General features: G+C 60.1%; 23 protein-coding genes and 1 other annotated feature. Of the genes, 8 read left to right on the forward strand and 15 right to left on the reverse strand.

Annotated features, from left to right (window positions below; genetic code table 11):
• Nucleotides 1-57: 57 nt before the first annotated feature.
• The 9 genes from I5P96_RS03515 to I5P96_RS03555 form a co-directional block, all read right to left on the reverse strand.
• Nucleotides 58-1,149, reverse strand: a complete 1,092-nt coding sequence (locus tag I5P96_RS03515) for an SGNH/GDSL hydrolase family protein (protein ID WP_223383169.1) — start codon at nucleotides 1,147-1,149, stop codon at nucleotides 58-60.
• A gap of 22 nt (nucleotides 1,150-1,171) precedes the next feature.
• Nucleotides 1,172-2,908, reverse strand: coding sequence for a class I adenylate-forming enzyme family protein (locus I5P96_RS03520; protein ID WP_223383172.1), 1,737 nt, complete (start codon nucleotides 2,906-2,908; stop codon nucleotides 1,172-1,174).
• A gap of 122 nt (nucleotides 2,909-3,030) precedes the next feature.
• Complete coding sequence (locus I5P96_RS03525; RefSeq protein ID WP_223383173.1) at nucleotides 3,031-3,963, reverse strand: ATP-binding cassette domain-containing protein; 933 nt, start codon at nucleotides 3,961-3,963, stop codon at nucleotides 3,031-3,033.
• Between the two features lies 1 nt (nucleotide 3,964).
• Entirely contained in the window at nucleotides 3,965-5,017 is a 1,053-nt protein-coding gene (locus I5P96_RS03530; RefSeq protein WP_223383176.1) for an ABC transporter ATP-binding protein, read from the reverse strand.
• A gap of 13 nt (nucleotides 5,018-5,030) precedes the next feature.
• The gene (locus I5P96_RS03535) at nucleotides 5,031-6,062 is read right to left on the reverse strand and encodes an ABC transporter permease (protein ID WP_223383178.1); all 1,032 of its coding nucleotides are present in this window, start codon (nucleotides 6,060-6,062) and stop codon (nucleotides 5,031-5,033) included.
• A complete protein-coding gene (locus I5P96_RS03540) occupies nucleotides 6,062-7,003 on the reverse strand; it encodes an ABC transporter permease (RefSeq protein ID WP_223383180.1) in 942 nt (313 codons plus the stop codon). Before I5P96_RS03540 ends, I5P96_RS03535 begins: the two co-directional genes overlap by 1 nt.
• Nucleotides 7,004-7,221: 218 nt before the next feature.
• Nucleotides 7,222-7,788, reverse strand: a complete 567-nt coding sequence (locus I5P96_RS03545) for a DUF4358 domain-containing protein (RefSeq protein ID WP_223383182.1) — start codon at nucleotides 7,786-7,788, stop codon at nucleotides 7,222-7,224.
• 183 nt (nucleotides 7,789-7,971) lie between these two features.
• Entirely contained in the window at nucleotides 7,972-8,412 is a 441-nt protein-coding gene (locus I5P96_RS03550) for an Lrp/AsnC family transcriptional regulator (protein ID WP_055189621.1), read from the reverse strand.
• Between the two features lie 382 nt (nucleotides 8,413-8,794).
• Nucleotides 8,795-9,694, reverse strand: coding sequence for a LysR family transcriptional regulator (locus I5P96_RS03555; protein WP_223383184.1), 900 nt, complete (start codon nucleotides 9,692-9,694; stop codon nucleotides 8,795-8,797).
• A 186-nt stretch (nucleotides 9,695-9,880) separates the two neighbouring features.
• Between I5P96_RS03555 and I5P96_RS03560 the strand changes: the two genes are divergently transcribed.
• Nucleotides 9,881-11,182: an adenylosuccinate synthase gene (locus tag I5P96_RS03560; RefSeq protein ID WP_223383185.1), complete on the forward strand. Its 1,302-nt coding sequence runs from the start codon at nucleotides 9,881-9,883 to the stop codon at nucleotides 11,180-11,182.
• On the forward strand, nucleotides 11,179-12,126 hold the full coding sequence (pyrB, locus tag I5P96_RS03565; protein ID WP_370569310.1) for an aspartate carbamoyltransferase: 948 nt from the start codon (nucleotides 11,179-11,181) through the stop codon (nucleotides 12,124-12,126). The genes I5P96_RS03560 and pyrB overlap by 4 nt, the downstream gene beginning before the upstream one ends.
• A gap of 65 nt (nucleotides 12,127-12,191) precedes the next feature.
• Here the strand turns inward: pyrB and I5P96_RS03570 are convergent, their stop codons facing one another.
• From I5P96_RS03570 to I5P96_RS03585, 4 genes are all read right to left on the reverse strand, one after another.
• The gene (locus tag I5P96_RS03570; RefSeq protein WP_411703514.1) at nucleotides 12,192-12,944 is read right to left on the reverse strand and encodes an amino acid ABC transporter ATP-binding protein; all 753 of its coding nucleotides are present in this window, start codon (nucleotides 12,942-12,944) and stop codon (nucleotides 12,192-12,194) included.
• Nucleotide 12,945: 1 nt separating this feature from the next.
• Nucleotides 12,946-13,710 (reverse strand): amino acid ABC transporter permease, encoded by a 765-nt coding sequence (locus I5P96_RS03575; protein ID WP_223383187.1) that lies wholly within the window; start codon nucleotides 13,708-13,710, stop codon nucleotides 12,946-12,948.
• Nucleotides 13,711-13,816: 106 nt separating this feature from the next.
• Nucleotides 13,817-14,653, reverse strand: a complete 837-nt coding sequence (locus tag I5P96_RS03580) for an ABC transporter substrate-binding protein (protein WP_223383189.1) — start codon at nucleotides 14,651-14,653, stop codon at nucleotides 13,817-13,819.
• 256 nt (nucleotides 14,654-14,909) lie between these two features.
• Nucleotides 14,910-15,485 (reverse strand): nitroreductase family protein, encoded by a 576-nt coding sequence (locus I5P96_RS03585; RefSeq protein ID WP_223383191.1) that lies wholly within the window; start codon nucleotides 15,483-15,485, stop codon nucleotides 14,910-14,912.
• Between the two features lie 214 nt (nucleotides 15,486-15,699).
• Here I5P96_RS03585 and I5P96_RS03590 point away from each other — a divergent pair, with 214 nt between their 5' ends.
• Nucleotides 15,700-16,293, forward strand: a complete 594-nt coding sequence (locus tag I5P96_RS03590; protein ID WP_223383192.1) for a hypothetical protein — start codon at nucleotides 15,700-15,702, stop codon at nucleotides 16,291-16,293.
• 42 nt (nucleotides 16,294-16,335) lie between these two features.
• On the opposite strand, the gene I5P96_RS03595 is transcribed toward I5P96_RS03590, so the two are convergent.
• Both I5P96_RS03595 and I5P96_RS03600 read right to left on the reverse strand, forming a co-directional pair.
• Nucleotides 16,336-16,806 (reverse strand): threonine/serine exporter family protein, encoded by a 471-nt coding sequence (locus I5P96_RS03595; protein ID WP_223383193.1) that lies wholly within the window; start codon nucleotides 16,804-16,806, stop codon nucleotides 16,336-16,338.
• Nucleotides 16,803-17,597 carry a threonine/serine exporter ThrE family protein gene (locus I5P96_RS03600; RefSeq protein WP_118553598.1) on the reverse strand — a complete coding sequence of 265 codons (795 nt, stop codon included), beginning with the start codon at nucleotides 17,595-17,597 and terminating at the stop codon, nucleotides 16,803-16,805. Before I5P96_RS03600 ends, I5P96_RS03595 begins: the two co-directional genes overlap by 4 nt.
• A 390-nt stretch (nucleotides 17,598-17,987) precedes the next feature.
• Nucleotides 17,988-18,260: a binding site (T-box leader), on the forward strand.
• A 116-nt stretch (nucleotides 18,261-18,376) separates the two neighbouring features.
• On the opposite strand from I5P96_RS03600, the gene I5P96_RS03605 reads away from it, so the two are divergent.
• The 5 genes from I5P96_RS03605 to metA all read left to right on the forward strand — a co-directional run bounded on the left by I5P96_RS03605 (nucleotide 18,377) and on the right by metA (nucleotide 23,325).
• Nucleotides 18,377-19,285, forward strand: coding sequence for a MetQ/NlpA family ABC transporter substrate-binding protein (locus I5P96_RS03605; RefSeq protein ID WP_118553597.1), 909 nt, complete (start codon nucleotides 18,377-18,379; stop codon nucleotides 19,283-19,285).
• Between the two features lie 30 nt (nucleotides 19,286-19,315).
• Nucleotides 19,316-20,329, forward strand: a complete 1,014-nt coding sequence (locus I5P96_RS03610) for a methionine ABC transporter ATP-binding protein (RefSeq protein ID WP_207686503.1) — start codon at nucleotides 19,316-19,318, stop codon at nucleotides 20,327-20,329.
• A complete protein-coding gene (locus I5P96_RS03615; RefSeq protein ID WP_118553595.1) occupies nucleotides 20,326-20,982 on the forward strand; it encodes a methionine ABC transporter permease in 657 nt (218 codons plus the stop codon). Before I5P96_RS03610 ends, I5P96_RS03615 begins: the two co-directional genes overlap by 4 nt.
• Nucleotides 20,983-21,095: 113 nt before the next feature.
• Nucleotides 21,096-22,370: an O-acetylhomoserine aminocarboxypropyltransferase/cysteine synthase family protein gene (locus I5P96_RS03620; RefSeq protein WP_223383194.1), complete on the forward strand. Its 1,275-nt coding sequence runs from the start codon at nucleotides 21,096-21,098 to the stop codon at nucleotides 22,368-22,370.
• Between the two features lie 19 nt (nucleotides 22,371-22,389).
• Complete coding sequence (metA, locus tag I5P96_RS03625) at nucleotides 22,390-23,325, forward strand: homoserine O-acetyltransferase MetA (protein ID WP_223383195.1); 936 nt, start codon at nucleotides 22,390-22,392, stop codon at nucleotides 23,323-23,325.
• The last annotated feature ends 22 nt before the right edge of the window (nucleotides 23,326-23,347 follow it).

A 23,347-nucleotide genomic window follows, 5' to 3' on the forward strand; every position in this document is an offset into this window, starting at 1 on the left:
AGAATAGCATGAAAAAACGCCCCGAACCGTGTGTTCGGGGCGTTTTTATGTTCGGGATCAGCCGTTCTGGATGGCCTTCATGATCTTCTTGGCAATGTACTTGTGGCCGGAGACGGTGGGGTGGCCGTCCAGCTCCGTCTGAGCGTAGGGCACCGCCACGTAGTCGATGTCATAGACCTCGGCGAGCTGCTTCTGGAACTTGTTGAGCTTATTGAAATAATTGCTCCAGCTGGGCAGCAGGGGAACGGGGTTGGTGGCACCGATGAGCAGGATCTGTGCGTCCGGGTTCAGGGCGCGGACGGTCTCGACAACGGAGCGGATGTTCGCGGTGCTGACGGGGTAGGCGTCGGAGCAGATCTTGTTCATGCCGGAGGTGACGAGGTTCCACACCGCGTCCGTCTCGCTCTTGGTGAGCTTGAGCTTCTTCATGCTGGCCTGGAAGGCGGCCCTGGTCTCCGGGTCCTTGCTGCGCAGGTTGCCGCTCAGCACGATGGAGGCGAGGTCTTCGCTCTTCCAGTTGGTGGCGTTGCCGATGGCAACGACCGTGGGCACGAAGGCATCATTGGAGCCCATCTGGATGGAGATGATATCGGCCTCCTTGAGGTACCCCAGAATCTCCGGATAATCGTACTGGCAGCCGGAGAGCGTGTTCATCTCGCTCATCTTGCCGGTCTTGACCAGCTCGACGAGGTCGGCGCTCATCAGGCCGGGCAGGCCGAGGTTGATGGCGTGGTCGCGGTCCAGACCGAGGGTCTGGGCGACCTGGCCCACATAGCAGGTATCCGGGTAGCCCTTGAAGTTGTAGGAGACGTCCACACCCATCAGGTTGTGGGAGTACTGCACGCTGGTCAGGCCGACACCGGCGCAGATGCTGTCGCCCAGTGCGACATACAGGGGCTGCTTTTCCTCTTCAGGCTCCGCCGTCTCGTCGGCAGCTTCGCCCTCGGCGGGGGTCTCCTCTTCGGTGGTCTCAGGCTTCTGTTCTGCGGCGGGCTTGCGGAAGAGGGAGTTCTCCTCTTCTTCCACAGCCTCCGCGGCAGCGGGTTCGGGTTCAGACCCGGTCAGCGGCTCTTCTGCAAAGGCAGAGATGCTGAACCCGGCAAAGAGCATAGCCGCCGAAAGGGCAAGGCTGATGAGTTTTTTCTTCATGGGGACAGGGACTTCCTTTCTATCAGTAATCGCGGGAGGTGATCTCCGTTTCGAGCTTGCGGTAATCGAACTTGCCCACAGGGGTCATGGGCATGGCGTCGAGGAACTTGTAGCCCACGGGCTGGACGTATTCGGGCAGCTCCTCAGCGCATATCTGGCGCAGCTCCTTGATGATCTGGCGCTTTTTGGTGGAAGCAGCGGCCTCCGGCTTCAGCACCACAAAGACGAAGGGCAGGCGGCCCTGCACATGGTCCTTGTCGGTGCAGCCCACCACGGAACACTGGTGGACGGCGGGGTGCTGGCTGATGACGTTTTCGATCATCGAGGGGAAGACCTTGAAGCCGTCGTGGCGGATGATGAGGCGTTTGATGCGGCCATCGAGGTAAACGAAGCCGTCCGCATCCATGTAGCCCACGTCGCCGGTGTGGGCCCACACCGTGCCGTCTTCGTGGGTGCGCAGGATGTTCGCGGTCTCTTCGGGCTTGCCGTAGTAGCCCTTCATCATGGAGGGGCTGCAGATGCACAGTTCGCCCCGCTCGCCGATGGGCAGTTCCTTGGTGGTGCCTGGCTCAAACACCGACACAAGGGTGTTCACCATGGGGATGCCCACGCTGCCGGGCTTGGTGATGGTGCCGGCGGCGATGGTGGCAGCGGAGGAGACCTCCGTCATGCCGTAGCCCTTGGCAAGGGGGTACTCCACGTTGTGGGCAGCAAGGAAGTCGTTCACCGTCTTTTCTGCGCCGATGGAGATGGAGTCGCCGCCGGCGGCGTAGTTGCGGATGAAGGACAGATCCTTGTTTTTCAGCTTGGGGTCAGCGGCCATCTGCTGGTAGTGAGAAGGCACACCGAACATGTGTTCGGGCTTGTGCTTCAACAGAAGGCTGCCGAGCTTGGTGGGGTCCAGATTCGGGATGATGACGACCTTCAGCCCCAGGGCCAGCGGCATGTGGACGCCGCAGGCGTAGCCATAGGCGATGAAGGGGGGCATGACGTTTAGGAGCGTCTGCCCCTTCCGGAACAGGGCATGCCATGCGGCAAACTGCTGCGCGATGGCGTTGAAGTTCCGGTCCGTCAGCATGACGCCCTTGGGGGAGCCGGTGGTGCCGCCGGTGTGGACCACCACACAGGCATGGTCGGGGTCATAGGGCTCGCCGGATGTGCTGGCGTCCTGCCCGTTTGCGATGAACTGCTTCCACATCAGGGTATTGGAGTCGTACTTGTTGCGGTCGGGATTGGAGACCTTGTAGCCGATGGCCAGCGGCAGGGGCAGCGAGTCGGCCGGGGAAAGCACAATGACCCGCTCCACATGGGTGCGCCGGGCGGCCTGACGGCAGCGGTCATACACCACGTTCAGGCAGATCAGCAGATGAGAATCCACTTCCTCAATGTACTCATGGATGCCGTCGGCGCTGTACCGGGGGTCCACCAGATTCAGGGTCGCACCGATGCGATCGGCGGCGTAGAACGCATAGATGACCTCAGGGGTCATCACGCTGACCACGGTGATGATATCACCCTTTCGGACGCCTGCCGCCCGGAAGGCAGCAGCGGTCTTCTTGGTGTTCACGATGAGGTCTGCATAGGTGAACTTCCGGCCATAATATTCAAGGGCCGTTTCCGACAGGCGGTTCTTGTTCTGCTGCCGGACAAAGTCGAAAGCAGAACATTCCGGCATCGGCTGGTCGATGTAATTGGGGTCGTAATATTTGAGCCACGGGCGAGCCTGTGACGCATAGAGAACCTTGCTGGTCGTTGTCATAAAACCTATCCTTTTGTTAAAAATTGTACAATGCGTTCCCTGCTATTGTAGTAAAGACACCGGCAAAAGTCAAGAAACAAAGGGTGAACAATGCCCCGACAGCCTAAAAGATTTGAGAGAGTTTACAATTCGCGGATCCACTGTGCGGCTTCGGTCGCATTGCAGAGCACGAAGTGATTGGGCCGCAGTTCCTGCCACTGCGGGGGCTCGGCGGTGTAATCGTGCATGGCGGGGTCGTAGACCAGCAGCTTTTTCTTCCGCTCCAGCCGGGGGTTCGGCATGGGGATGGCCGAAAGCAGGCTGCGGGTATAGGGATGGATGGCGTGATTCACCAGCTCTTCGGCGTCGGCCAGCTCCACGATGTCGCCCTTGTGGATGACGGCGATGCGGTCCGAGATGTACCGCATGACGGACAGGTCGTGCGCGATGAACAGGTAGGTGATGCCACGCTCCTTTTGCAGATGGCGCAGCAAGTTGAGCACCTGGGCGCGGATGGACATATCCAGTGCAGAGATGGGCTCATCGGCGATGATGAACTCCGGCTCCACGATGAGGGCGCGGGCGATGCCGATGCGCTGGCGCTGGCCGCCGGAGAACTCGTGCGGGAAGCGGGAGGCAAATTCGGGCAGCAGGCCGACATCCAGCAGCGCCTGGCGGACTTTTTCTTCCCGCTGGGCAGCAGTCAGGTCGGGCCGGACGTTCATCAGGCCCTCGCCGACGATGTAGCTCACCTTGGCGCGCTCGTTCAGGGAGGACTGCGGGTCCTGGAAGATCATCTGGATCTCCTTGATGACCTGCTGGTCCAGCGCGTGGGAGATTCTGCCGTTGATCTTCTGGCCCTTGTACAGGATCTCGCCGCCGGAAGTGGGCAGGATGCGCATGATGGCACGGCCGATGGTGGTCTTGCCGGAACCAGACTCGCCCACCAGGCCGAACGTCTCGCCCTTGTAGATCTTGAAATTGGCGCGGTTCACGGCGCGGTAGGCTTTTTTGCCGGAACCATAGGTCACTTCGAGGTCTTTGATCTCCAGAAGCGTTTCACGTTCCTCTGCCATTTTACATCCCCTCCTCTTTCAGCAGGCGGACCGCCAGCGGCGGCTCCACCTTGGGTGCCCGCGGGTCCAGCAGCCAGGTCTTGGCCTTGTGGGTGGGGCTGATCTCAAAATACGGCGGGCGCTTGACGAAGTCGATCTTGAGCGCCTGCGGGTTGCGGGGCGCAAAGGCGTCGCCGTGGATCTCGGTGAACAGGTTCGGCGGGGTGCCCTGGATATTGAACAGGTCCTCGCCCTTGATGCCCATCTGGGGCATACTGGACAGCAGTGCCCAGGTGTAGGGGTGGCGGGGGTCGTAATAGATCTCGTCCGAGGTGCCGATCTCGATGATGTCGCCTGCATACATGACGGCCACCCGGTCGGCGATGTTGGCCACGACACCGAGGTCGTGGGTGATGAGAACGATGGTCAGGTTGTACTTGACCTGCATCTCCTTGAGCAGCTGCAAGATCTGCGCCTGGATGGTCACGTCCAGCGCGGTGGTCGGTTCATCGCAGATCAGGATCTGCGGGTTGCAGGCCACCGCAATGGCGATGACGACGCGCTGGCGCATACCGCCGGAGAACTCGTGCGGGTACTGGCCGAAGCGGACCTCCGGGTCGGCGATGCCGACATCCCGCAGGTATTCCAGCGTCTTCTCTCTGGCGGCCTTGCCGCGCAGGCCCTGATGCAGCTCCACGGCTTCCATGATCTGGTCGCCGATGGTCTTCAGCGGGTTCAGGCTGGTCATGGGGTCCTGCATGATCATGGCGATCTCGTGGCCGCGCACCCGGAGCCAGTCCTTTTCCTTTTTCAGGTCGGACAGGCGGATGGGCGTTCCGTCGTCGGCACCGAAGTAGTCGATGGTGCCGCTGGAAATAGAGCCGTTGGCGTCCAGCAGGCCCATGAAGCTCTTGGTGAACACGCTCTTGCCCGAACCGGACTCGCCCACGATGGCGAGAACCTCGCCGTGGTAGATGTCCAGGTCGATGCCGCGGATGGCGTGGAGCGCTTTTCCACGCAGGTTGAATTGGATGTTCAAATCCTTGACTGAAAGGATCAGCTGATTCTTTTCCATCTTCTGTCCCTCCTTACTGCATGTGGTTCTTCGGGTCGGCGGCGTCCGAGAAGGCGTTGCCGATGAGGTAGAACGCGATGGTGACAAAGCTCAGGATGATGGTGGGGTAGAGCAGCTGATACCGCAGGCCCGCCTGCATCATGACCTTGCGGCCGTCGTTGATGAGGTTGCCCAGCGAGGGCGTCTCCACCGACAGGCCCAGACCGATGTAGGTGATGAACACCTCGCTGCCAATGGCGGCGGGGATGGTCAGCGCCATGCGCAGCATGATGACCGACACCAGATAGGGCAGCAGGTTGCGCAGCACGATGCGGGAGGTGGGGGTGCCGATGCAGCGGGAGGCAATGTTGTAGTCGCGGTCGCGGATGATCAGGATCTGGTTGCGGATGAAGCGCGCCATGGCGATCCAGCCCGTGAGCGACATGCCCAGGATCAGCGTCTGGATGCTGGGGGAAGCCACGTAGGAGATCAGGATCAGGATGATGGTGGAGGGGATGTTGTCGCAGATGTTGTACAGCTCGGTGAAGAAGAAGTCGAGCTGGCGAACATAGCCCCACAGCACACCCACGGTGATGCCCACCACGGCCTCGATCATGGCCACGAAGAAGGCGATGGTCAGGCTGGTGCGGGCACCGGCCCAGATGCGGGCCCACAGGTCCTGGCCGATGGCGTTGGAACCCCAGATGAAGCCCTGCTGGCCGGGGGCGATGTTGCGGTACTGGATTCCGGTGGCGGGGTCCACCTCACAGAGGTTGGGGTCCACCTGGCCGGGCAGATGGGGCTGCACGAAGGCAAAGGCCACCACGGCCACCAGCGCGATGAGGAGCGCCACGGCCATCTTGTTCTTGAAGAAGGCGCGGAACGTGCTGCCCCAGTAGCTGTAGTTGGAGTAGGCCGTTGCCTCGGCCTGCTCTTCGCTGAAGCCGGCAGGGGTGAACAGCTCATCTTCCGGCAGGCTGGCCCAGACAGCGGGGCCGTCCTTTTGCAGCTTGTTCAGGTCGTTTTCCAGCACAGCTGCCTTCTGGTCTTTCATGTGGAACAGCATTATCGGCCACCTTCTTTCTTGCCAAAGCTGATGCGGGGATCGATGAGCACCATGAGCAGATCGCCCAGGATGAGGCCGATGATTCCCACGCAGGCGTAGAGCAGCACGATGCCCTGCACCATGGTGTTGTCGTGCCGCTGCACACAGGTCACCAGCAGGCCGCCCATGCCGGGGATGCTGTACAGGCTCTCGATGTAGATGGAGCCGACGACGGTGTTCAGGAAGGCCGACGGGATGTACTGCACCAGCGGGACCATGGCGTTGCGGAAGATGTGGTGCAGTGCGATGTTGCTTTCGCTCACGCCCTTGGCCAGTGCCAGGCGGACGTAGTCCTTGTTGCTCTCATCCACCATGTAGCGGCGCAGCCACATGCCGTAGAAGGCCACGTTGCCCAGGCTCATGGAGCAGATGGGCAGCACCCAGTATTTCCAGTTGGAGGCATCGAACAGCAGGCCGACGCCCAGCGCGGTGGTGCCGTACATCTGGATGTACAGATAATACACGGCGGCAGGCACGGCCTGGATGAGCACGATGATGGCTGTGCCGATCTTATCCGGCCAGCGGTTCTTGAACCGGCCCATGAACAGGCCCATCGGGATGCCGACGACCAGACTCAGCAGCATGGAGAAAACACCCATCTGCACCGAGATGGGCAGCTTTTTGGCCAAGATGCTGGTCACAGACGCATTGACCTTATAAATATGGCTGACGCCGAGGTCGCCGTGCAGTGCATTCCACCAGAACCGCCCGATCTGCACCGGCAGCGGGTCCAGCAGGCCCATGGACTGGAGGCCCGCCTGGATCTGAGCCTCGGTCATTTTTTCATAGTTTGCAAAGTAGCCTTCCACGGGCATCAGCCGCAGCAGGCAGAAAACGAGCGTCACGATGACGAACAGGGTCAGAATCGAGCGCCCGATGCGTTTTGCCAGATATTTCAGCATATCTGTGCGCACCCCTCTTTCGTTTTTAGCGTTCCGTCTGCGTGGCAGACACACAGCGGATAGAAATAGAATACATCAAAAAACCACTTTTGGAAAGTGATTTGGAGGGATTTTGAAAAAACTTTTTGCACAGAGTGCCCATTTGACCCGTTTCGCGGAAGAAAATAAAACACCGCGCCCCAAAACAGAGCGCGGTGAAAGCGGGAAGTCGGAGGAGCTTATGCGGCCAGCGCCGTTTTGATGGCGTTCATCACGGCTTCGGGGTTCTCGCAGCAGACGAGAATCACCTCGCCGGTGGGAGCAGTGGAGATATGAGATGACGCGGCAATCTGGTACTGGTCTTCCAGATAATGCTCCATGCTCTGCATCTGGCTCTGGACGTAGGCATCCAGGGCTTCGGATACGGCCTGTTGTTTGCCCTCGGCGGGCTTGACGATGGCGATGCCGTAGCTCTGCACCATCATGCCGGAAACAGAGGCGGCAAAGTCGGTGTACATGTCCTCTTCGAGGTTCAGCAGGGGGAGCAGCATGTTGCGGATCTCTTCGTCCAGCTGGGAGGCGTCATAGCTGTCGCTGTAGCCGTACTGGGCGGTGAACTTGCCGTCTTCGCCGGGGGAGAAGATCATATAATATTCGTTGTCTTCGTCCGGGCGGGCGTCGTGGAGGATCTTCGTATAGTCTTTGGGGGCAGCGTCGGCCTTGTCGGACTTGCTGCAGCCCACCAGAGCGAACAGAGCGGCCACAGCCAGCAGGGCGGCGAGGAGGCGTTTGGTCATGGACTTCATAGGCTGGATTCCTTTCGTTGCAAAACAGTGTGCGGGGAGTCCCCGCGCGTATCATTAGGATGCCCGCCCCGCGCCGGTCTATGCGGGCGGCGGAAGGGCCTTGTACTGGATATACGAACCGCCGGGGCAAAAAATTGCATTCGGCCCCGGCGGCGGATGAAATATTTTATGGGATGGGTGGTCTTACAGCATCATTGCTTCCAGGTCGCCGTGGTTGACGGGGGTGGAAAGGATGATCTGGGTACTGGTAGTGCCCAGCTTCTGGAACTGTAAAATGAGGTGCTCCAGCTGGGGCATGCTGCCGCAGCTGACTTTGATGAGGAAGGTGTAGGCACCGGTGACGTGGTAGCATTGCAGCACTTCCTTGCTGTTCTGCATCAGTTCCACCAGCTCGTCCCGGTGGCTGGGCGTCACGGACAGGCTGATGAGGGCGTCCACGTAGACCCGGTCGGCCGGGCGGTTGAGCACTACGGTATAGCCGCTGATGATGCCGTCGGTCTCCAGTTTGTGGATACGGCTGGAAACGGCGGGGCTGGTCAATGCGACCTGTTCGGCGATCTCCTTGACCGGCATCCGGGCATTTTTGGCGAGCAGGGAGAGGATCTTGCGGTCTAAATCATCCATGGGGAAGGTCTCCTTTTTTGAAATATGTTGGAATCCATAAAAATTTTTGAAAGTAAAGTTTTAATGTTGTAAAAATAGCACAAACATCGAAAAAGCGCAGAAAAAATCTGACTGCGTTAATTATATAAAGTTTTGACCAAAATGTAAAGTGCAAAATTAAAGCAAACGGCAAAAAATTTGTTTGACAAGAAAAGAAAAATGGGTATAATACATATCGCAGGGGGAAAACGGCAAGAATACTGTGCTCCTGCCACTGAAGATGTGATTCCCAACTTTATATACTTTCCCACCCCTCTATACACAAAAACCCGCTGCCAGGCGGGTTTTTGTGTTTCTGGGGCTTTTTTGCGTTCCGGGAACAAAAGAGTGCGGGTGCAGTTTTTCAATGCGTCTCTTCCGGGCTGGTCAGCAGCTTCTGGAACTTGCGCGCGGCGGTGTTCAGCGGGCGGTGGTGGTCGTAGACCAGGCAGATGGAGCGCTGGGGGATGATCTCCCGCAGATGGAGCTGGACGATCTCGCCCCGCGCCAGCGGCTCGGCCGCCATGGATTCCGGCACAAAGGCAAGGCCCAGCTCGCTTTTGACCAGCGTGAGCATCTGGTCGGTGGTGGCGGCCTCGGTGTCGGGCCGGAGCACCGCGTCGTGGTCGAGGAAGAACTGCCGGTAGAAGCTGCGGGTCATGCTCTCGTCGCTCAGGGAGATGAGCGGGTAATTTTCCAGTTCCTTTAAGGAGAGGTTCTGGCTGGCCAGGGCCGTGAAGGTCCTGCCGCCCACCAGCACTTCGTAAAACGGTTTCAGCTCCACCCGCTTCAGCCCCGGTTCCACCTCGGCCGGGGTGGAGACGATGGCAAAATCCACTTCGCCGTTTTTCACGGCCTGCACCGCCTGCGGGGTGGAGTGGTTCGAGATGCGCAGCCGGATGCCGGGGTATTCGGTGTGGAAGTCCCGCAGCTTTTCGGAGAGGTAGATGTTCAGGGCCGTCTCGGTGGCGCTGATGCTGATGGCACCGTGCTCCAGCGTGGCGCTGGCGCTCAGCTCCTCCTCGGCATCCTGGATCTGCACCGCCGCCGATGCAATGCGGGAATAGAGCATCTCGCCCTCCGGCGTCAGGGTCACGCCCCGGTTGGAGCGGATGAACAGCACACAGTTCAGCTGGCTTTCCAGCCGGTTCATCGAGTGGGTGATGTTGGGCTGGTTGTTGCCCAGCACCCGTGCCGCCTTGGTGAAATTCTGGTATTTTGCAACATAATAGAAGATCTTGTAGTATTCCCAGTCCACGTACATGAGATGTTGCCCTCCTCCATGTAAAAATCATATTGCAGCCATGTGCAGGATACGTTTTACATATTCTTTCCCTGCTCGTATAATAGCACTGCAATCGAAAATTGCAAGAGGAAATCTGAAAATTGTATGGTCAGCCCATCAGGGCGCAGACCATTGGGAAGAACGAAAAGAAGGTTATAACAAATCATGCTGACCGCTGTTACTGGAATCAATTGGGGCGATGAGGGCAAAGGCCGCGTCATCGACCTGCTGGCTGAAAACGCCGATGTCGTTGCCCGCTATCAGGGCGGCAACAATGCCGGGCACACCGTCGTTACTGAAAAGGGCAAGTTCATCCTGAACCTTCTGCCCTCCGGCATCCTGCACCCGGATGTCACCTGCGTGCTGGGCACCGGTATGGTCATCGACCTCGACCACCTCTCGAATGAGATGCAGGCCATCGAGGCCCGCGGCGTGGAGATCGGCCCCAAAAACCTGAAGCTCTCCGACAAGGCCACCATCTCGATGCCCTGGCACAAGGTGCAGGATGGTCTGGAAGAAGACCGCCTGGCCAAAAAGGGGAGCGCCTTCGGCTCCACCCGGCGCGGCATCGCCTACGCCTACAGCGACAAATACCGCAAAAAGACCCTGCGTCTGGGCGACCTGCTCCATCTGGACGAAGAGCGCACCCAAAACCGCCTGCACATGATCCTGGATTCCAAGAACATGGAGCTGGCAGGCTGCTATCATCAGGAAAAGATGTCCTATGACGCGCTGCTGGACTGGTGCAGGACCCAGGCCGAGCGATTCGCACCGTTCATCTGCGACGTGGGCGCCTTTTTGCAGCAGGCCCACGACAGCGGCAAGCGCATCGTGCTGGAAGCTCAGCTGGGTGCCATGCGGGACATCGACTACGGCATCTTCCCCTTCACGTCCAGCTCCAATACGCTGGCCGCTTATGCGCCGCTGGGGGCCGGCATCCCGAATTGTCGGCTCGACCATGTGGTCGGCGTGCTGAAAGCCTACTCCACCTGTGTGGGGGCAGGCCCCTTCGCCGCAGAACATGCTATGGACGAGGACTGGAACGAGCAGTTGCGGAAGGCAGGCGGCGAATACGGTGCGGCCACCGGCCGCCCCCGCCGCGTCGGCCCCTTTGACTGCGTGGCCAGCCGCTACGGTCTGGCCTGCCAGGGAGCGGACAAGATCGCCCTGACCAAGCTGGACGTTCTGAGCAGCATGAACGAGATCCCGGTCATCACCGGTTACAAGTTGGACGGTGTGGAAGTCCCCCGCTTCGACACGCTGTCTGACCTGGACCGGATGGAGCCGGTCGTCACGATGCTGCCTGGCTGGAACACCGACCTCTCCGGCTGCAAGAGCTGGGACGAGCTGCCCAAAGAGGCAAAAGGCTATGTAGAGTTCCTCGAAAAGCAGCTGGATCATGAGATCCAGTTCATCTCCACCGGTGCCGAGCGTGAGAAGTTCGTGCTGAAAGGAGAATGGCTGTGAGACATTTCATTGAGCCGAACAGCTTTTCTCTGGACGAACAGCTGGCCCTCCTCGACCTTGCCGACCGGATGGAGGCAGACCCCGCACCCTATGCCCATCTCTGCGACGGGCGCATTCTGGCAACGCTGTTCTATGAGCCGTCCACCCGCACCCGGCTCTCGTTTGAGTCGGCCATGCTGCGGCTGGGCGGCAAGACGCTGGGCTTTGCCGGGGCGCAGCTGTCCAGCGCCAGCAAGGGCGAGACGGTGGCCGATACGGCCCGCGTCGTGAGCAACTATGCCGACATCATCGCGATGCGCCACCCCAAAGAGGGCGCACCCCTGCGTGCATCCCTGTATGCACGGGTGCCCGTCATCAATGCAGGCGACGGCGGGCACGCTCACCCCTCCCAGACTATGATCGACCTGATGACCATCCGCCAGCGCAAAGGGCGGCTGGACCATCTGACCATCGGCTTCTGCGGCGACCTCAAATTCGGCCGGACGGTCCACTCCCTGACCGCTGCGCTGAGCCAGTTTGAGGGGAACCGGTTCGTCTTCATCTCGCCGGAGGAACTGCGCATTCCGCAGTACGTCAAAGACGAGACGCTGACGCCGCTCCACCAGACCTACAAGGAGACCGCCGACCTCGAAGCCGAGCTGCCCACCCTCGATGTCCTCTACATGACCCGCATCCAGCAGGAACGCTTCTTCAACGAGGAAGATTACCTCCGGCTGAAGGGCTGCTATTCCCTGAATGCAAAGCTGCTGGAGCAGGCTCCGGCTGATATGCCGGTGCTCCACCCGCTGCCCCGCATCGACGAGATCAAGCTCGATGTGGACAACGACCCCCGCGCCGCCTACTTTGACCAGGTGCACAACGGTGTGTACATCCGCATGGCCATCATCCTGGCCCTGCTGGGCATCCCGGACCCTCTGACGGGAAAATCGGTGCTGAATGCCTGAGCAGGCAGCAGGAAACAAAAAAATCTCCGCGCAACTGCGCGGAGATTTTTTTGTTGAAAGCAATGTTACAGCATCTTGGACAGGAACGCCTTCAGGCGGGGATGCTTGGGGTTGGCGAACAGCTCCTGCGGGGGCTCGTCCTCCTGGACTTTGCCGTCGTCGATGAAGATGACGCGGTTGGAGACCTCGCGCGCAAAGCCCATCTCATGGGTGACGACCAGCATGGTGATGCCGGTGTGGGCCAGCTCCTTCATCAGCTCCAGGACCTCGCCGACCATTTCGGGGTCCAGCGCGGAGGTGGGCTCATCGAAGAGGATGACGTCCGGGTCCATGGCCAGGGCACGGGCAATGGCGATGCGCTGCTGCTGGCCGCCGGACAGGCTCTTGGGGTAGGCGTCGGCCTTGTCGGACAGGCCGACGCGGGCCAGCAGCTCTTCAGCGCGCTTGTCCGCTTCCTGCTGGTTCTTCAGCTTCAGCAGGGTGGGGGCCAGGCAGAGGTTCTGCTTGACCGTCAGGTGCGGGAAGAGGTTGAAGTGCTGGAACACCATCCCCATCTTCTGGCGGACGGCATCAATGTGGCTGTCATCAATCTCGACGCCCTCAAACTTGATGGAGCCGCCGGTGGGGATCTCCAGCCGGTTCAGGCAGCGCAGGAAGGTGGACTTGCCGCAGCCGGAAGGGCCGATCAGGCAGACCACGTCGCCGCGGTAGATGTCGATGTCGATGCCCTTCAGGACATCGAGGGTGGGGGTGGGCTGCTTTGCGCCCTTCTTCATGTCGCCGCCGTAGGTCTTGGTCAGACCGCGGACTTCCAGAATCTTATCGGTCACCTTGAGCCATCCTCCTCTCAAACTTCGTCAGCAGCCAGGTAAACAGCATGACGAGGATCAAATAAACAAGTGCAACGCCGCACAGCGGGAACATGGCCTCGTAGGTGCGGTTCATGATGCCCTGGGCCGCATACAGCAGCTCCTTGCCGCCGATGACGGTGATGAGCGAGGTATCCTTGAGCAGGACGATGAACTCATTGCCCAGAGCCGGCAGCACGGCGCGGATGGCCTGCGGGATGATGATGACCACCATGGTGGTTATGTAGTTCAGGCCCAGGCTGCGGCCGGCTTCCATCTGGCCGGGGTCCACAGCCATCAGGCCGCCGCGGATGATCTCGGATACATAAGCGCCGGAGTTGATGCCCAGCGCCAGCGCACCGACCATGGTGAAGTTGCGGCTGTTGGCAAAGATGACCATGCTCATGATGAGCAGCTGGACCATCATGGGGGTGCCGCGGATGATGGTGGTGTACACCTTGCAGATGGCGTTGAAGAAGCCCAGCACCGGGTTCCTGCGGCCGGAGCGCTGCTGGTCGTGGGCCACACGGATCAGTGCGACCACGCTGCCCAGCACCACACCCATCGCCAGTGCGATGGCCGTGACCAGAAGCGTGGTGCCCACGCCCTGAACGTACTGCACCCAGCGGTCCTTCAGGATAAATGCCTGATAAAATTTGTAGAAGAATTCCTGCCCGAAGCTGAGCTTCGTGCCGCTGTTGAGCAGCTCTTTCAGCAGTTCATATTGTGCGGCCATTCGCATCCTCACTTTCCTGTTTTGTCAGATTTTTGTAACCTTCTTTTTCCAAAAAAGGGGAGGGGCTCCCTTAGAGCTTCCTCCCCGTGGTGCACGGTCGCGCGGATCACTCAGCGGTGATGTACTTGTCCACGATGGACTGCAGGGTGCCGTCAGCCTTCAGCTCTTCCAGAGCAGCGTTGATGGCATCTTCCAGAGCAGAACCCTTTGCCATGCCGATGGCGTAGTCTTCCTCAGCATAGCTGGTGTCCAGGATGACCAGACCGGGGTTGGCAGCAACGTACTCCTTGGCGGGTGCGTTGTCGATGACGACAGCGTCCACCTGGCCGTTGTTCAGAGCCTGCACAGCGGTCAGGCCGCTGTCGTAAGCCACGACGTTCTCATCGCCGAAATCATCGGAGCAGTAGATGTAGCCGGTGGTGCCGCGCTGGGTGCCGATCTTCTTGCCGGCCAGATCGTCGGGGGTAGCGATGTCAGAGCCTTCGGGAACGATGATGGACTGGATGCCAGTAGCATAGCTGCCGGAGAAATCCATGACAGCCTTGCGCTCGTCGGTGACGGTGACGCCAGCCATGACGATGTCGGCCTTGCCCTGCTGGACGCTCAGAAGCGCAGCGTCGAACTCCATGTCGTCGATCTGAAGCTCCAGACCCAGCTTCTCAGCAATGGCCTGTGCGGTGTCCACGTCGATGCCCTCGAACGCACCGGTGTCGGTGGTCATCTCATACGGAGGGAAAGTAGCGTTGGTGGCCATGGTCAGCTTGCCGGCCTCAACGGTGGTCAGCTCAGCAGCAGCGCTGGAAGAAGCTGCCTCGGAGGAAGCAGCAGAGCTTGCGGTAGAAGAAGCGGTGCTGGAAGAGGAACCACCGCAGGCAGTCAGAGCCAGAGCGGCAGCGGTCAGACCAGCGGCAGCCAGGAAGCTGCGACGGGTAATCTTTTTCATATTCAAACACTCCTCGATTGATTGTATAATCTTTCATCTCTCTGCGGTGATGCGATTCATCGAAACATCAGAGAACGGGTCTAGTATAGATTGCACAAAGAAAAAAGTCAAGCGTTGTGCAAAAATTCGATAAAAATGAAACCGTTTTGAGAACACTTATGCAATCATACCGTGAAAATGAATGAATATATGCAAAAACCTCTCTGCTATGGCTCCGAGCCGCAGGCTCAACGGAGAGGTTGTGCGAAGAGAGACCTTACAAATACCGTGCGATCTCCTCAGCACTCCGCTTCGGCACACAGTAGTCCTTCTGGCCGTCCAGATAATACTTCACGCCGGTCTCCCCGGTCAAGGGGACGATGTGGGCTTCGTGGGTGGGGTAGCCGAACGCCACCATAAAGGCCAGCTTTTCCGGCTCCTTGATGTGGAGCAGCTCGGTGAGGGCGGGCTTGTTGATGGCACCCATGATGCAGCTGCCCACGCCCTTGTCCCACGCGGCCAGCGTCATGTTGGCCAGCGCGATCCCGGTGTCGGTGTTCAGGTCACCGGGGATGGCAGTGTCCTGCACGACGGCGATATATAAAGTGGGCAGCTCGTCAGCCTTTGGGGTGCCCTGCTCCGGGGGCAGATAGGCGGCCCACTTGACCAGCGGCTGGACTTCGGCCACATCTTCGGGTTTGTTCACGACCACCAGACGCACGGCCTGACGGTTGGCTCCGCAGGAGGAGAGGCGGACGGCTTCGATGATGTCCTCCACCACATCCTGCGGGACGGCTTTCTGCGCAAAGCGGCGGTAGGTGCGGCGGGCGAGAAGTTTTTCCATAACAGACATGAGAGCGTCTCCTTTCGATCGTTCTGAGAACAGTATAGCGCGAACGGCCCGCCTGCGCAAGCACCGGTTAAAAAGGAACAATTGACAGTGTTTTCCACCAAATGGTATAATGAAGGCACTAAAAACAGCGTGAAAGCGAAAAAACAGACCGCATTTCACCGCGCAGCTCTGCCAGATCGGCAGGGAGAAAGGAACTGCTATGAGAAAACGAATCATGAAAACGCTCGCAATGCTGGGGCTTTCTGTCTGCATCCTGGTGGGCGGGGCCGTATCCGGCGTTGCAGAGGAACCGGCCCGGAAGGAGTGCAAGGAGAACGAGCACAAGTGGAAGACCTTCGTGGAGTATCGTGAGGACTGTGTGCCCACCGACTTCACGCTGGAGGGAAAGACCTTCACCCTCTGCCCGCACTGCGGCAAGGAGGGCAGAAAAGACCCCGTACAGCGCCTGACCAAGGTGAAGAACACCTTCTCGAACTTCTCCAACCTCGAAATCTATGAGGGCAGCCTGCAGGACGGCCCGAAGATCATGACGGTGGCCTTCTATTACCAGACTTGCATGAACAAGGTCGTCTGCACCAAGTGCGGCAAGGTCAAGAGCAACACGGTCGTCACCGATGCCCGTGTGATGGACTCGGACGTCACGGCGAACATCGAGATTCCGGCTTCTGCGGTGCAGGGGTACACCCTGCAGCAGGTCCATGCCGATGGAAGCAAGACCCCGGTGCAGGTCAGTTACAGTGAGAACGGCCAGAAGGCGTTCTTCCAGCTGAACATGGCAGGCGGCGCACAGCTGCTGCTGCTCTCCTGATGAACAAAAACGCTCCGGCATTGTGCCGGAGCGTTTTTTTGTTCATCTCTTGGGGCGGGTCTTGAAGCGGGGCAGCGGAAGCCCCAGCACCAGCGCGATGCCGATGGCAAGGGCCACGGCGATCTTGAACGTCGAGATGCCGTTGGCCAGAGCCAGAGCGTTGTTGCCCTGGATGAAGTAGTAGGCGGTGTAGTAGATGCCGGCACCGGGCACCAGCGGGAAGATGCCGGCCAGCAGAAAGATGGTGACCGGCGTTTTGAGCACGATGGCGAAGATGCGGGCCAGCAGCGTCAGCGGGATGACGGCCAGCAGCGAGGCGGCAAAACTTTCCAGCCCGAAGAGGACGGCCAGCTCGTAAATGAACCAGCCCATCGCGCCGACAAGGCCGCAGTAGGGCAGGGTGCGCTTGGGGGAGGCGAAGAGAACGGCAAAGCTCAGGGTGCCCGCCCCGGCGATGAAGAACTGGGCCACCAGCTGGCCGATCTGCTCGCTCGTCAACAGAAGTTCTGTCATGCGGCCACCACCCCCGTCCATGCGGCATAGGCCCCCAGCACCAGACCGGTGCCGATGGCGATGCTGGCTGCGATGAGCAGCGCGTCGATCATCCGGATGGTGCCGGAAAGATAATCGCCTTGCACAAAATCCCGGATGCCCATGGTGAACGCGATGCCGGGCGTGAGGATCATCAGGGTGCCGATGATGGCATGGCTGGCCTCGGTGTGGAGCAGGTGGCAGCCCAGAATGCAGAGGATGGTGATGAGCGAAGCGGTGGAGATGGTACGGAACCCGCCGCCTATGGGGTGCCGCCCGCAGAACAGCAGATAGGCGTTGGCCGCACAGCCCGCCACCGCAGCGACCAGCGCGGCCTGCAGGGTGCCGCCGAAGATGAGCGCGAAGCAGAACGCGCCCGAAAGCCCGGCCAGAAGCTGCACCCGGCCCTTCGGGAAGGGAATGTTCCGCGCCTGCACCAGGCGGCTCTCGGCTTCGTCGATGGTGGTCACGCTGCCCTCTGCGATCTGACGGGACAGCTGGTTCACCGCAGCCACCCGGCCCAGATGGGTCGTGCGGGTGGGCACGTTGCGCACCTCGCTGATCTCGGCCGTGCCGGCACTGGCAAAAATGCCGTTGGTCAGTACATATACATGAAATTCCCGCAGATGGAAGCTGCGCGCCATGATCTCCATGGTCTGCTCCACGCGGAAGACCTCCGCGCCGTTTTCCAGCAGCGTCTGCCCGGCCGCCATAATGAAATCCATGATGCGGCGGCGCTCTTCTGCGTCGGGATACAATTCCCTGCCGTTCATTGCGTCTCTCCTTACTGTGCCGCAAAGGGCATACGTTCTTGATTTATAAGATAGCATGTCTTGCCCTCTCAGTCAACGCCTTTGGCGTTGCCAGCTCTCCCGCAGGGCGAGCCACTGGCGAACCGGTCTTGGCCGTGCTGACTGCACAGGTCCATGCTGCCGGAAGGCGACGGGCCTTGCTGCTCAGGCAAACGGCTGCTGACAATGAGGACAGGGCCCAGCCGTTCAGGAGCCGCAGGCGGCGGTGCGCAGGTCTGCCCGGCCTGCCAAGGGCTCTCCCTTTGGGAGAGCTGGCCGCAAAGCGGCCTGAGAGGGTATTCCCTACCAAAAAACTTCGTTGAAAGGGTTGACAAATGCCGAAAAGGGGATTAGAATAAAACCAATATCACAAAAATGGCTGTGAAGAGAAGAGTAGGTTTTCGCATTGATCCTTCCAGAGAGCCCGGTCGGTGGAAAAGGGCAGGAAACAGGGAACCGAAAATGGTCTCGGAGCTGCGGGGGCGAAGCGCAAGAGTGCTAAGTCCGCGACGGGAGCGCCCGTTACAGCGTCCGGCTGTAAGCAGTGGGAGGAGAAAGCCGCTGCCGCAGCATCGAGGCCGGGCCCGTGAGGGCGCGGTGAACCAAGGTGGTACCACGGAAGTTTTATGCGCTTTCGTCCTTGTGGGCAGTTGCCCGCCGAGGACGGAGGCGCTTTTTTCGTACTTCCGGCTGCACAAGGCGCAGAAAAATGTGCTGCGCAGTGCAAAAAAATTATGGAACAACAAGAGAGGGAAAACATTATGTCTAAGATTTCGCGTCGTGATTTTCTGAAAGTGACCGGCATCGCTGCCGCTGCAGCTGCCCTGACCGCCTGCGGCGGTTCTTCTTCCACCGCAAGCTCCGCTGCCGCCTCTTCCGAGGTGGTCAAGAAGCTGGATAAGATCAGCGTGGCCGTGCCCAACGACACCACCAACGAGGCCCGCGCTCTGGCTCTGCTGGAGAAGAACGGCTTCTTCAAGGTCAAGGCGGATGCTGGCCTGACCGCCACCAAGAACGACATCGAGGAGAACCCGTTCAACGTCAACATCGACGAGGTCGAGGCTGCACAGGTGCCCAGCGTTCTGCAGGATGAGGACTACGCCGTCATCAACTCCAACTACGCCATCTCTGCCGGTCTGAACCCCGTGGAGGATGCACTGGCCATCGAGGACGGCTCTTCTGCTTACGTCAACGTTCTGGTCTGCAAGGACGGCAATCAGGAGTCCCCCAAGATCAAGGCTCTGGCCGCTGCTCTGGAGAGCCAGCAGGTCAAGGACTTCATCGATGAGAAGTATGCAGGCTCCGTCGTCTTCGTCGTGGAGAACCCCACCGACGGCTACGACTCCACCGTGGACTACGATGCACTGAACGGCGAGACCGTCAGCTGCGCCGCAACGCCGGCTCCCCACTGCGAGATCCTGGAGATCTGCAAGGACATCCTGGCCCAGAAGGGCATCACCCTGGATGTTCAGGAGTTCGATGACTACATCCAGCCCAACAATGTCGTCGAGGACGGCCAGATCGACACCAACTACTTCCAGCATCAGCCCTACCTGGACGACTTCAACCAGGAACACGGCACCCATCTGGTCACCGTGGCCGGTATCCACGTCGAGCCCATGGGCATCTACGGCGGCAAGCAGAGCGACCTGTCTCCCATCGAGGGCTAAGCTCTCCATCTGATTCAAAGGAGCATTTCCGTGATCGAGATCAAACATCTTTCCAAGACCTTCCAGATGAAGGACGGCGCGGTCAACGCGCTGAGTGATATCAACCTGACCATTCCGGATGGTTCCATCTACGGCATCATCGGCATGTCCGGTGCGGGCAAATCCACGCTGGTGCGCTGCATCAATCTGCTGGAACGCCCCACCGAGGGCAGCGTCGTCATTGACGGCGTGGAGATGGAAACGCTCTCGCCCGCCGAGCTGCGCGCCCGCCGCCGGGAGATCACGATGATCTTCCAGCAGTTCAATCTGCTGATGCAGCGCAGCTGCCTGAAGAACATCTGCTTCCCCATGGAGCTGGCCGGGGTGAAGAAGGCCGACGCCGAAAAGCGCGCCCGCGAACTGCTGGAGATGGTGGGCCTGCCCGACAAGGCCAACGCCTACCCGGCCCAGCTGTCCGGCGGCCAGAAGCAGCGCATCGCCATTGCCCGTGCACTGGCGACGAATCCCAAAGTCCTGCTCTGCGACGAGGCCACCAGTGCGCTGGACCCCAACACCACTCACTCCATCCTGACCCTCATCAAGGACATCAACCGGAAGCTGGGCATCACGGTGGTGGTCATCACCCACCAGATGAGCGTTGTGGAAGAGATCTGCGATCACGTTGCCATTCTGGACGGCGGCGTGGTGGTCGAGCTGGGCGAGGTGAAGGAGATCTTCGCCAACCCCAGGACCGCTGCGGCCCGGCGTCTGGTGGCACCCAACGGCGGCAGCGCGGCCCGTGACCTGTCGAGCTTCGCGCCCGACGACCATGTGGTCCGTGTGACCTTCAACGGCTCGTCCGCCGCAAAGCCGCTGGTGGCGAGCCTCGCGGCAGAAAAGGGCATTCTGGTCAGTGTACTCAGCGCCGATACCCGCGACCTGAGCGGCCAGTGCTACGGCAGCATGCTGCTCAAGCTGCCCAAAGACACAGAAGAAGCAAAACAGGCGGCTGCCTACATGCGCAGCCAGCCCGGCGTGACGGTGGAGGAGGTGACCGGCGAATGAGCATTGCAGATTATGGCTTTGCCATCTGGGAGACGTTCTATGTGACGGTGCTCTCCACGGCCTTTTCGCTGGTCATCGGCCTGCCGCTGGGCGTCCTGCTCGTGGCCGGGGATAAGGACGGCGTTCTGCCCCTGCCCGGCTGGCTGATGCACCTGCTGAATATCATCATCAACATCCTGCGCAGCGTCCCGTTCCTGATTTTGATGATCTGCGTCTTCCCGCTGACCCGCCTCATCGTGGGCACGACGGTCGGCACCAAGGCCACCATCGTGCCGCTGGTGGTCGCAGCCTTCCCGTTCGTGGCGCGTCTGGTGGAGACCAGCCTGCGCGAGCTGGACGAGGGCGTGGTGGAAGCGGCCCAGAGCATGGGCGCAACGCCGTTCCAGATCATCACCAAGGTCATGATCCCGGAGTGTCTGCCGGGCCTCATTTCCAGCATGACCACGGCCCTGACCACCATTCTGGGCTACTCGGCCATGTCCGGTGTCATCGGCGGCGGCGGTCTGGGCAAGATCGCACTGTCCTATGGCTACTACCGCTACCAGACGAACATCATGATCGTCTGCGTCATCCTGCTGGTGCTGCTGGTGCAGGTCTTCCAGACCGTCGGCACCCTGTGGGCCACCCGGAGCGATAAGCGGCTGCGCAAGTAAAAAAAGCTGCCCTTCGGCAGGGAAAAATTTAACGTTTCAATTCCCCGCCGGAGGTCTGTCTTCCGGCGGGGAATTGTGCTATTCCGACCAACCCAGTAAAGGAGTATGTAACAATGAACCGTGATACCATCTGTGTGCAGGGCGGTTATACGCCCGGCAACGGCGAGCCCCGCCAGATCCCCATCATCCAGTCCACCACCTTCAAATACGCCACCAGCGAGGATATGGGCAAGCTGTTCGACCTGGAGGCCGACGGCTATTTCTATTCCCGTTTGCAGAACCCTACCTGCGACCTGGTGGCCAAGAAGATCTGCGAGCTGGAGGGCGGCACGGCCGCGATGCTGACCAGCAGCGGTCAGGCCGCCAACTTCTTCGCGCTGTTCAATCTCTGTGAGGCGGGCGACCACATCGTGGCGTCCAGCACCATCTACGGCGGCACCTTCAACCTCATCTCCGTCACCATGAAGAAGATGGGCATCACCGCAACCTTCGTAGACCCGCTGTGCAGCGAGGAAGAGCTGGACGCCGCTTTCCAGCCCAACACCAAAGTCGTCTTTGGCGAGACCATCGCCAACCCTGCCCTGACCGTGCTGGACATTGAAAAGTTTGCAAACGCTGCACACGCACATGGGGTGCCGCTCATCGTGGACAACACCTTCCCGACCCCGGTCAACTGCCGCCCGTTCGAGTGGGGCGCGGACATCGTGACCCATTCCACCACCAAGTACATGGACGGCCACGGAGCGGTTCTGGGCGGTGCCATCGTGGACAGCGGCAGATTCGACTGGATGGCCCACGCCGAAAAGTTCCCCGGTCTGTGCACCCCGGACGACAGCTATCACGGCATCACCTACGCCGAGCGCTTCGGCAAAGAGGGAGCCTTCATCACCAAGGCCACGGCCCAGCTGATGCGCGACTTCGGCTCCATGCAGTCGCCCATGAATGCCTACATGCTGAACCTCGGTCTGGAAAGCCTGCATGTCCGGATGCAGCGCCACTGCGACAACGGCATGGCCGTGGCAAAGTTCCTGGAAGCACACCCCAAGGTGGCGTATGTGAACTACTGCGGTCTGGAGTCCAGCCCCTACCATGCGCTGGCCGAAAAGTACCTGCCCGACGGCAGCTGCGGCGTGGTGTCCTTCGGCCTGGCCGGTGGACGCGAAGCTGCCAGCATCTTTATGAAGTCCCTGCGTCTGGCCGCCATCGAGACCCATGTGGCCGACGCCCGCACCTGCTGCCTGAACCCGGCTTCCAGCACCCATCGCCAGATGACCGACGAGCAGCTGAAGGCTGCCGGTGTGCCGGCCGAGCTGGTCCGGATGAGCTGCGGTCTGGAAAGCAGCGAGGACCTGATCGCGGATATCGCACAGGCGCTCGACAAAATCTGATCCCGAAGGAGAAATCGTCATGCCCCTGATCATCCCCAAAACGCTCCCCGCCTACGACGCCCTCTATGAGGAGAATGTCTTCGTCATGCACCGGGAGCGGGCGGCCTCCCAGCACATCCGCCCGCTGGAGATCCTGATCCTGAACCTGATGCCGACCAAGATCGCCACCGAGACCCAGATCGCCCGGCTGCTGGCCAACACACCGCTGCAGGTCCACATGACGCTGCTCCAGACGGCCAGCCACGCGGCTACCCATGTCTCCACGGCGCATCTGGAGGCCTTTTACAAGACCTTCGATGAAGTGAAGAACGACCGCTACGATGGCATGATCATCACCGGCGCACCGGTGGAGACGATGGCGTTTGAACAGGTGGATTACTGGCCGGAGCTGTGTGAGATCATGGACTTCAGCGAGACGAATGTCTACTCCACTTTGCATGTCTGCTGGGGCGCACAGGCGGGCCTGTACTATCACTACGGCGTCCGGAAGGAGATCCTGCCCCAGAAGATGTTCGGCGTGTTCGAGCACCGGGTCACCCGCCCGTCGAACCCGCTGGTCCGCGGCTTCGATGAGGTGTTCTACGCCCCCCACAGCCGCCACACCGGCATCTCCCGTGCGGATGTGGACCGCTGCGAGGCACTGCGCATCCTTGCCGAGAGCGACGAGGCCGGGCCGTTCCTCATGAGCACCGAAAACGGGCGGCAGATCTTCGTGACCGGCCACCCGGAGTATGATAAGTACACGCTGGATGCGGAGTACAAGCGGGATGTGGCAAAGGGCCTGCCCATCGCCATCCCGAAGAACTACTACCCCGGCGACGATCCGGAGCAGCCGCCCCTCTTCCGCTGGCGCGCCCATGCGCACCTGCTGTATGAGAACTGGCTGAACTATTACGTCTACCAGAACACGCCGTATGACCTGGGGGCCATGGAGCGGGTGAAACACGAAAAATAAGAGCACTGGTCCAAAGGAGGAT

It is taken from the genome of Faecalibacterium prausnitzii (assembly GCF_019967995.1).
In the GTDB taxonomy this organism is placed as follows: domain Bacteria; phylum Bacillota; class Clostridia; order Oscillospirales; family Ruminococcaceae; genus Faecalibacterium; species Faecalibacterium prausnitzii_E.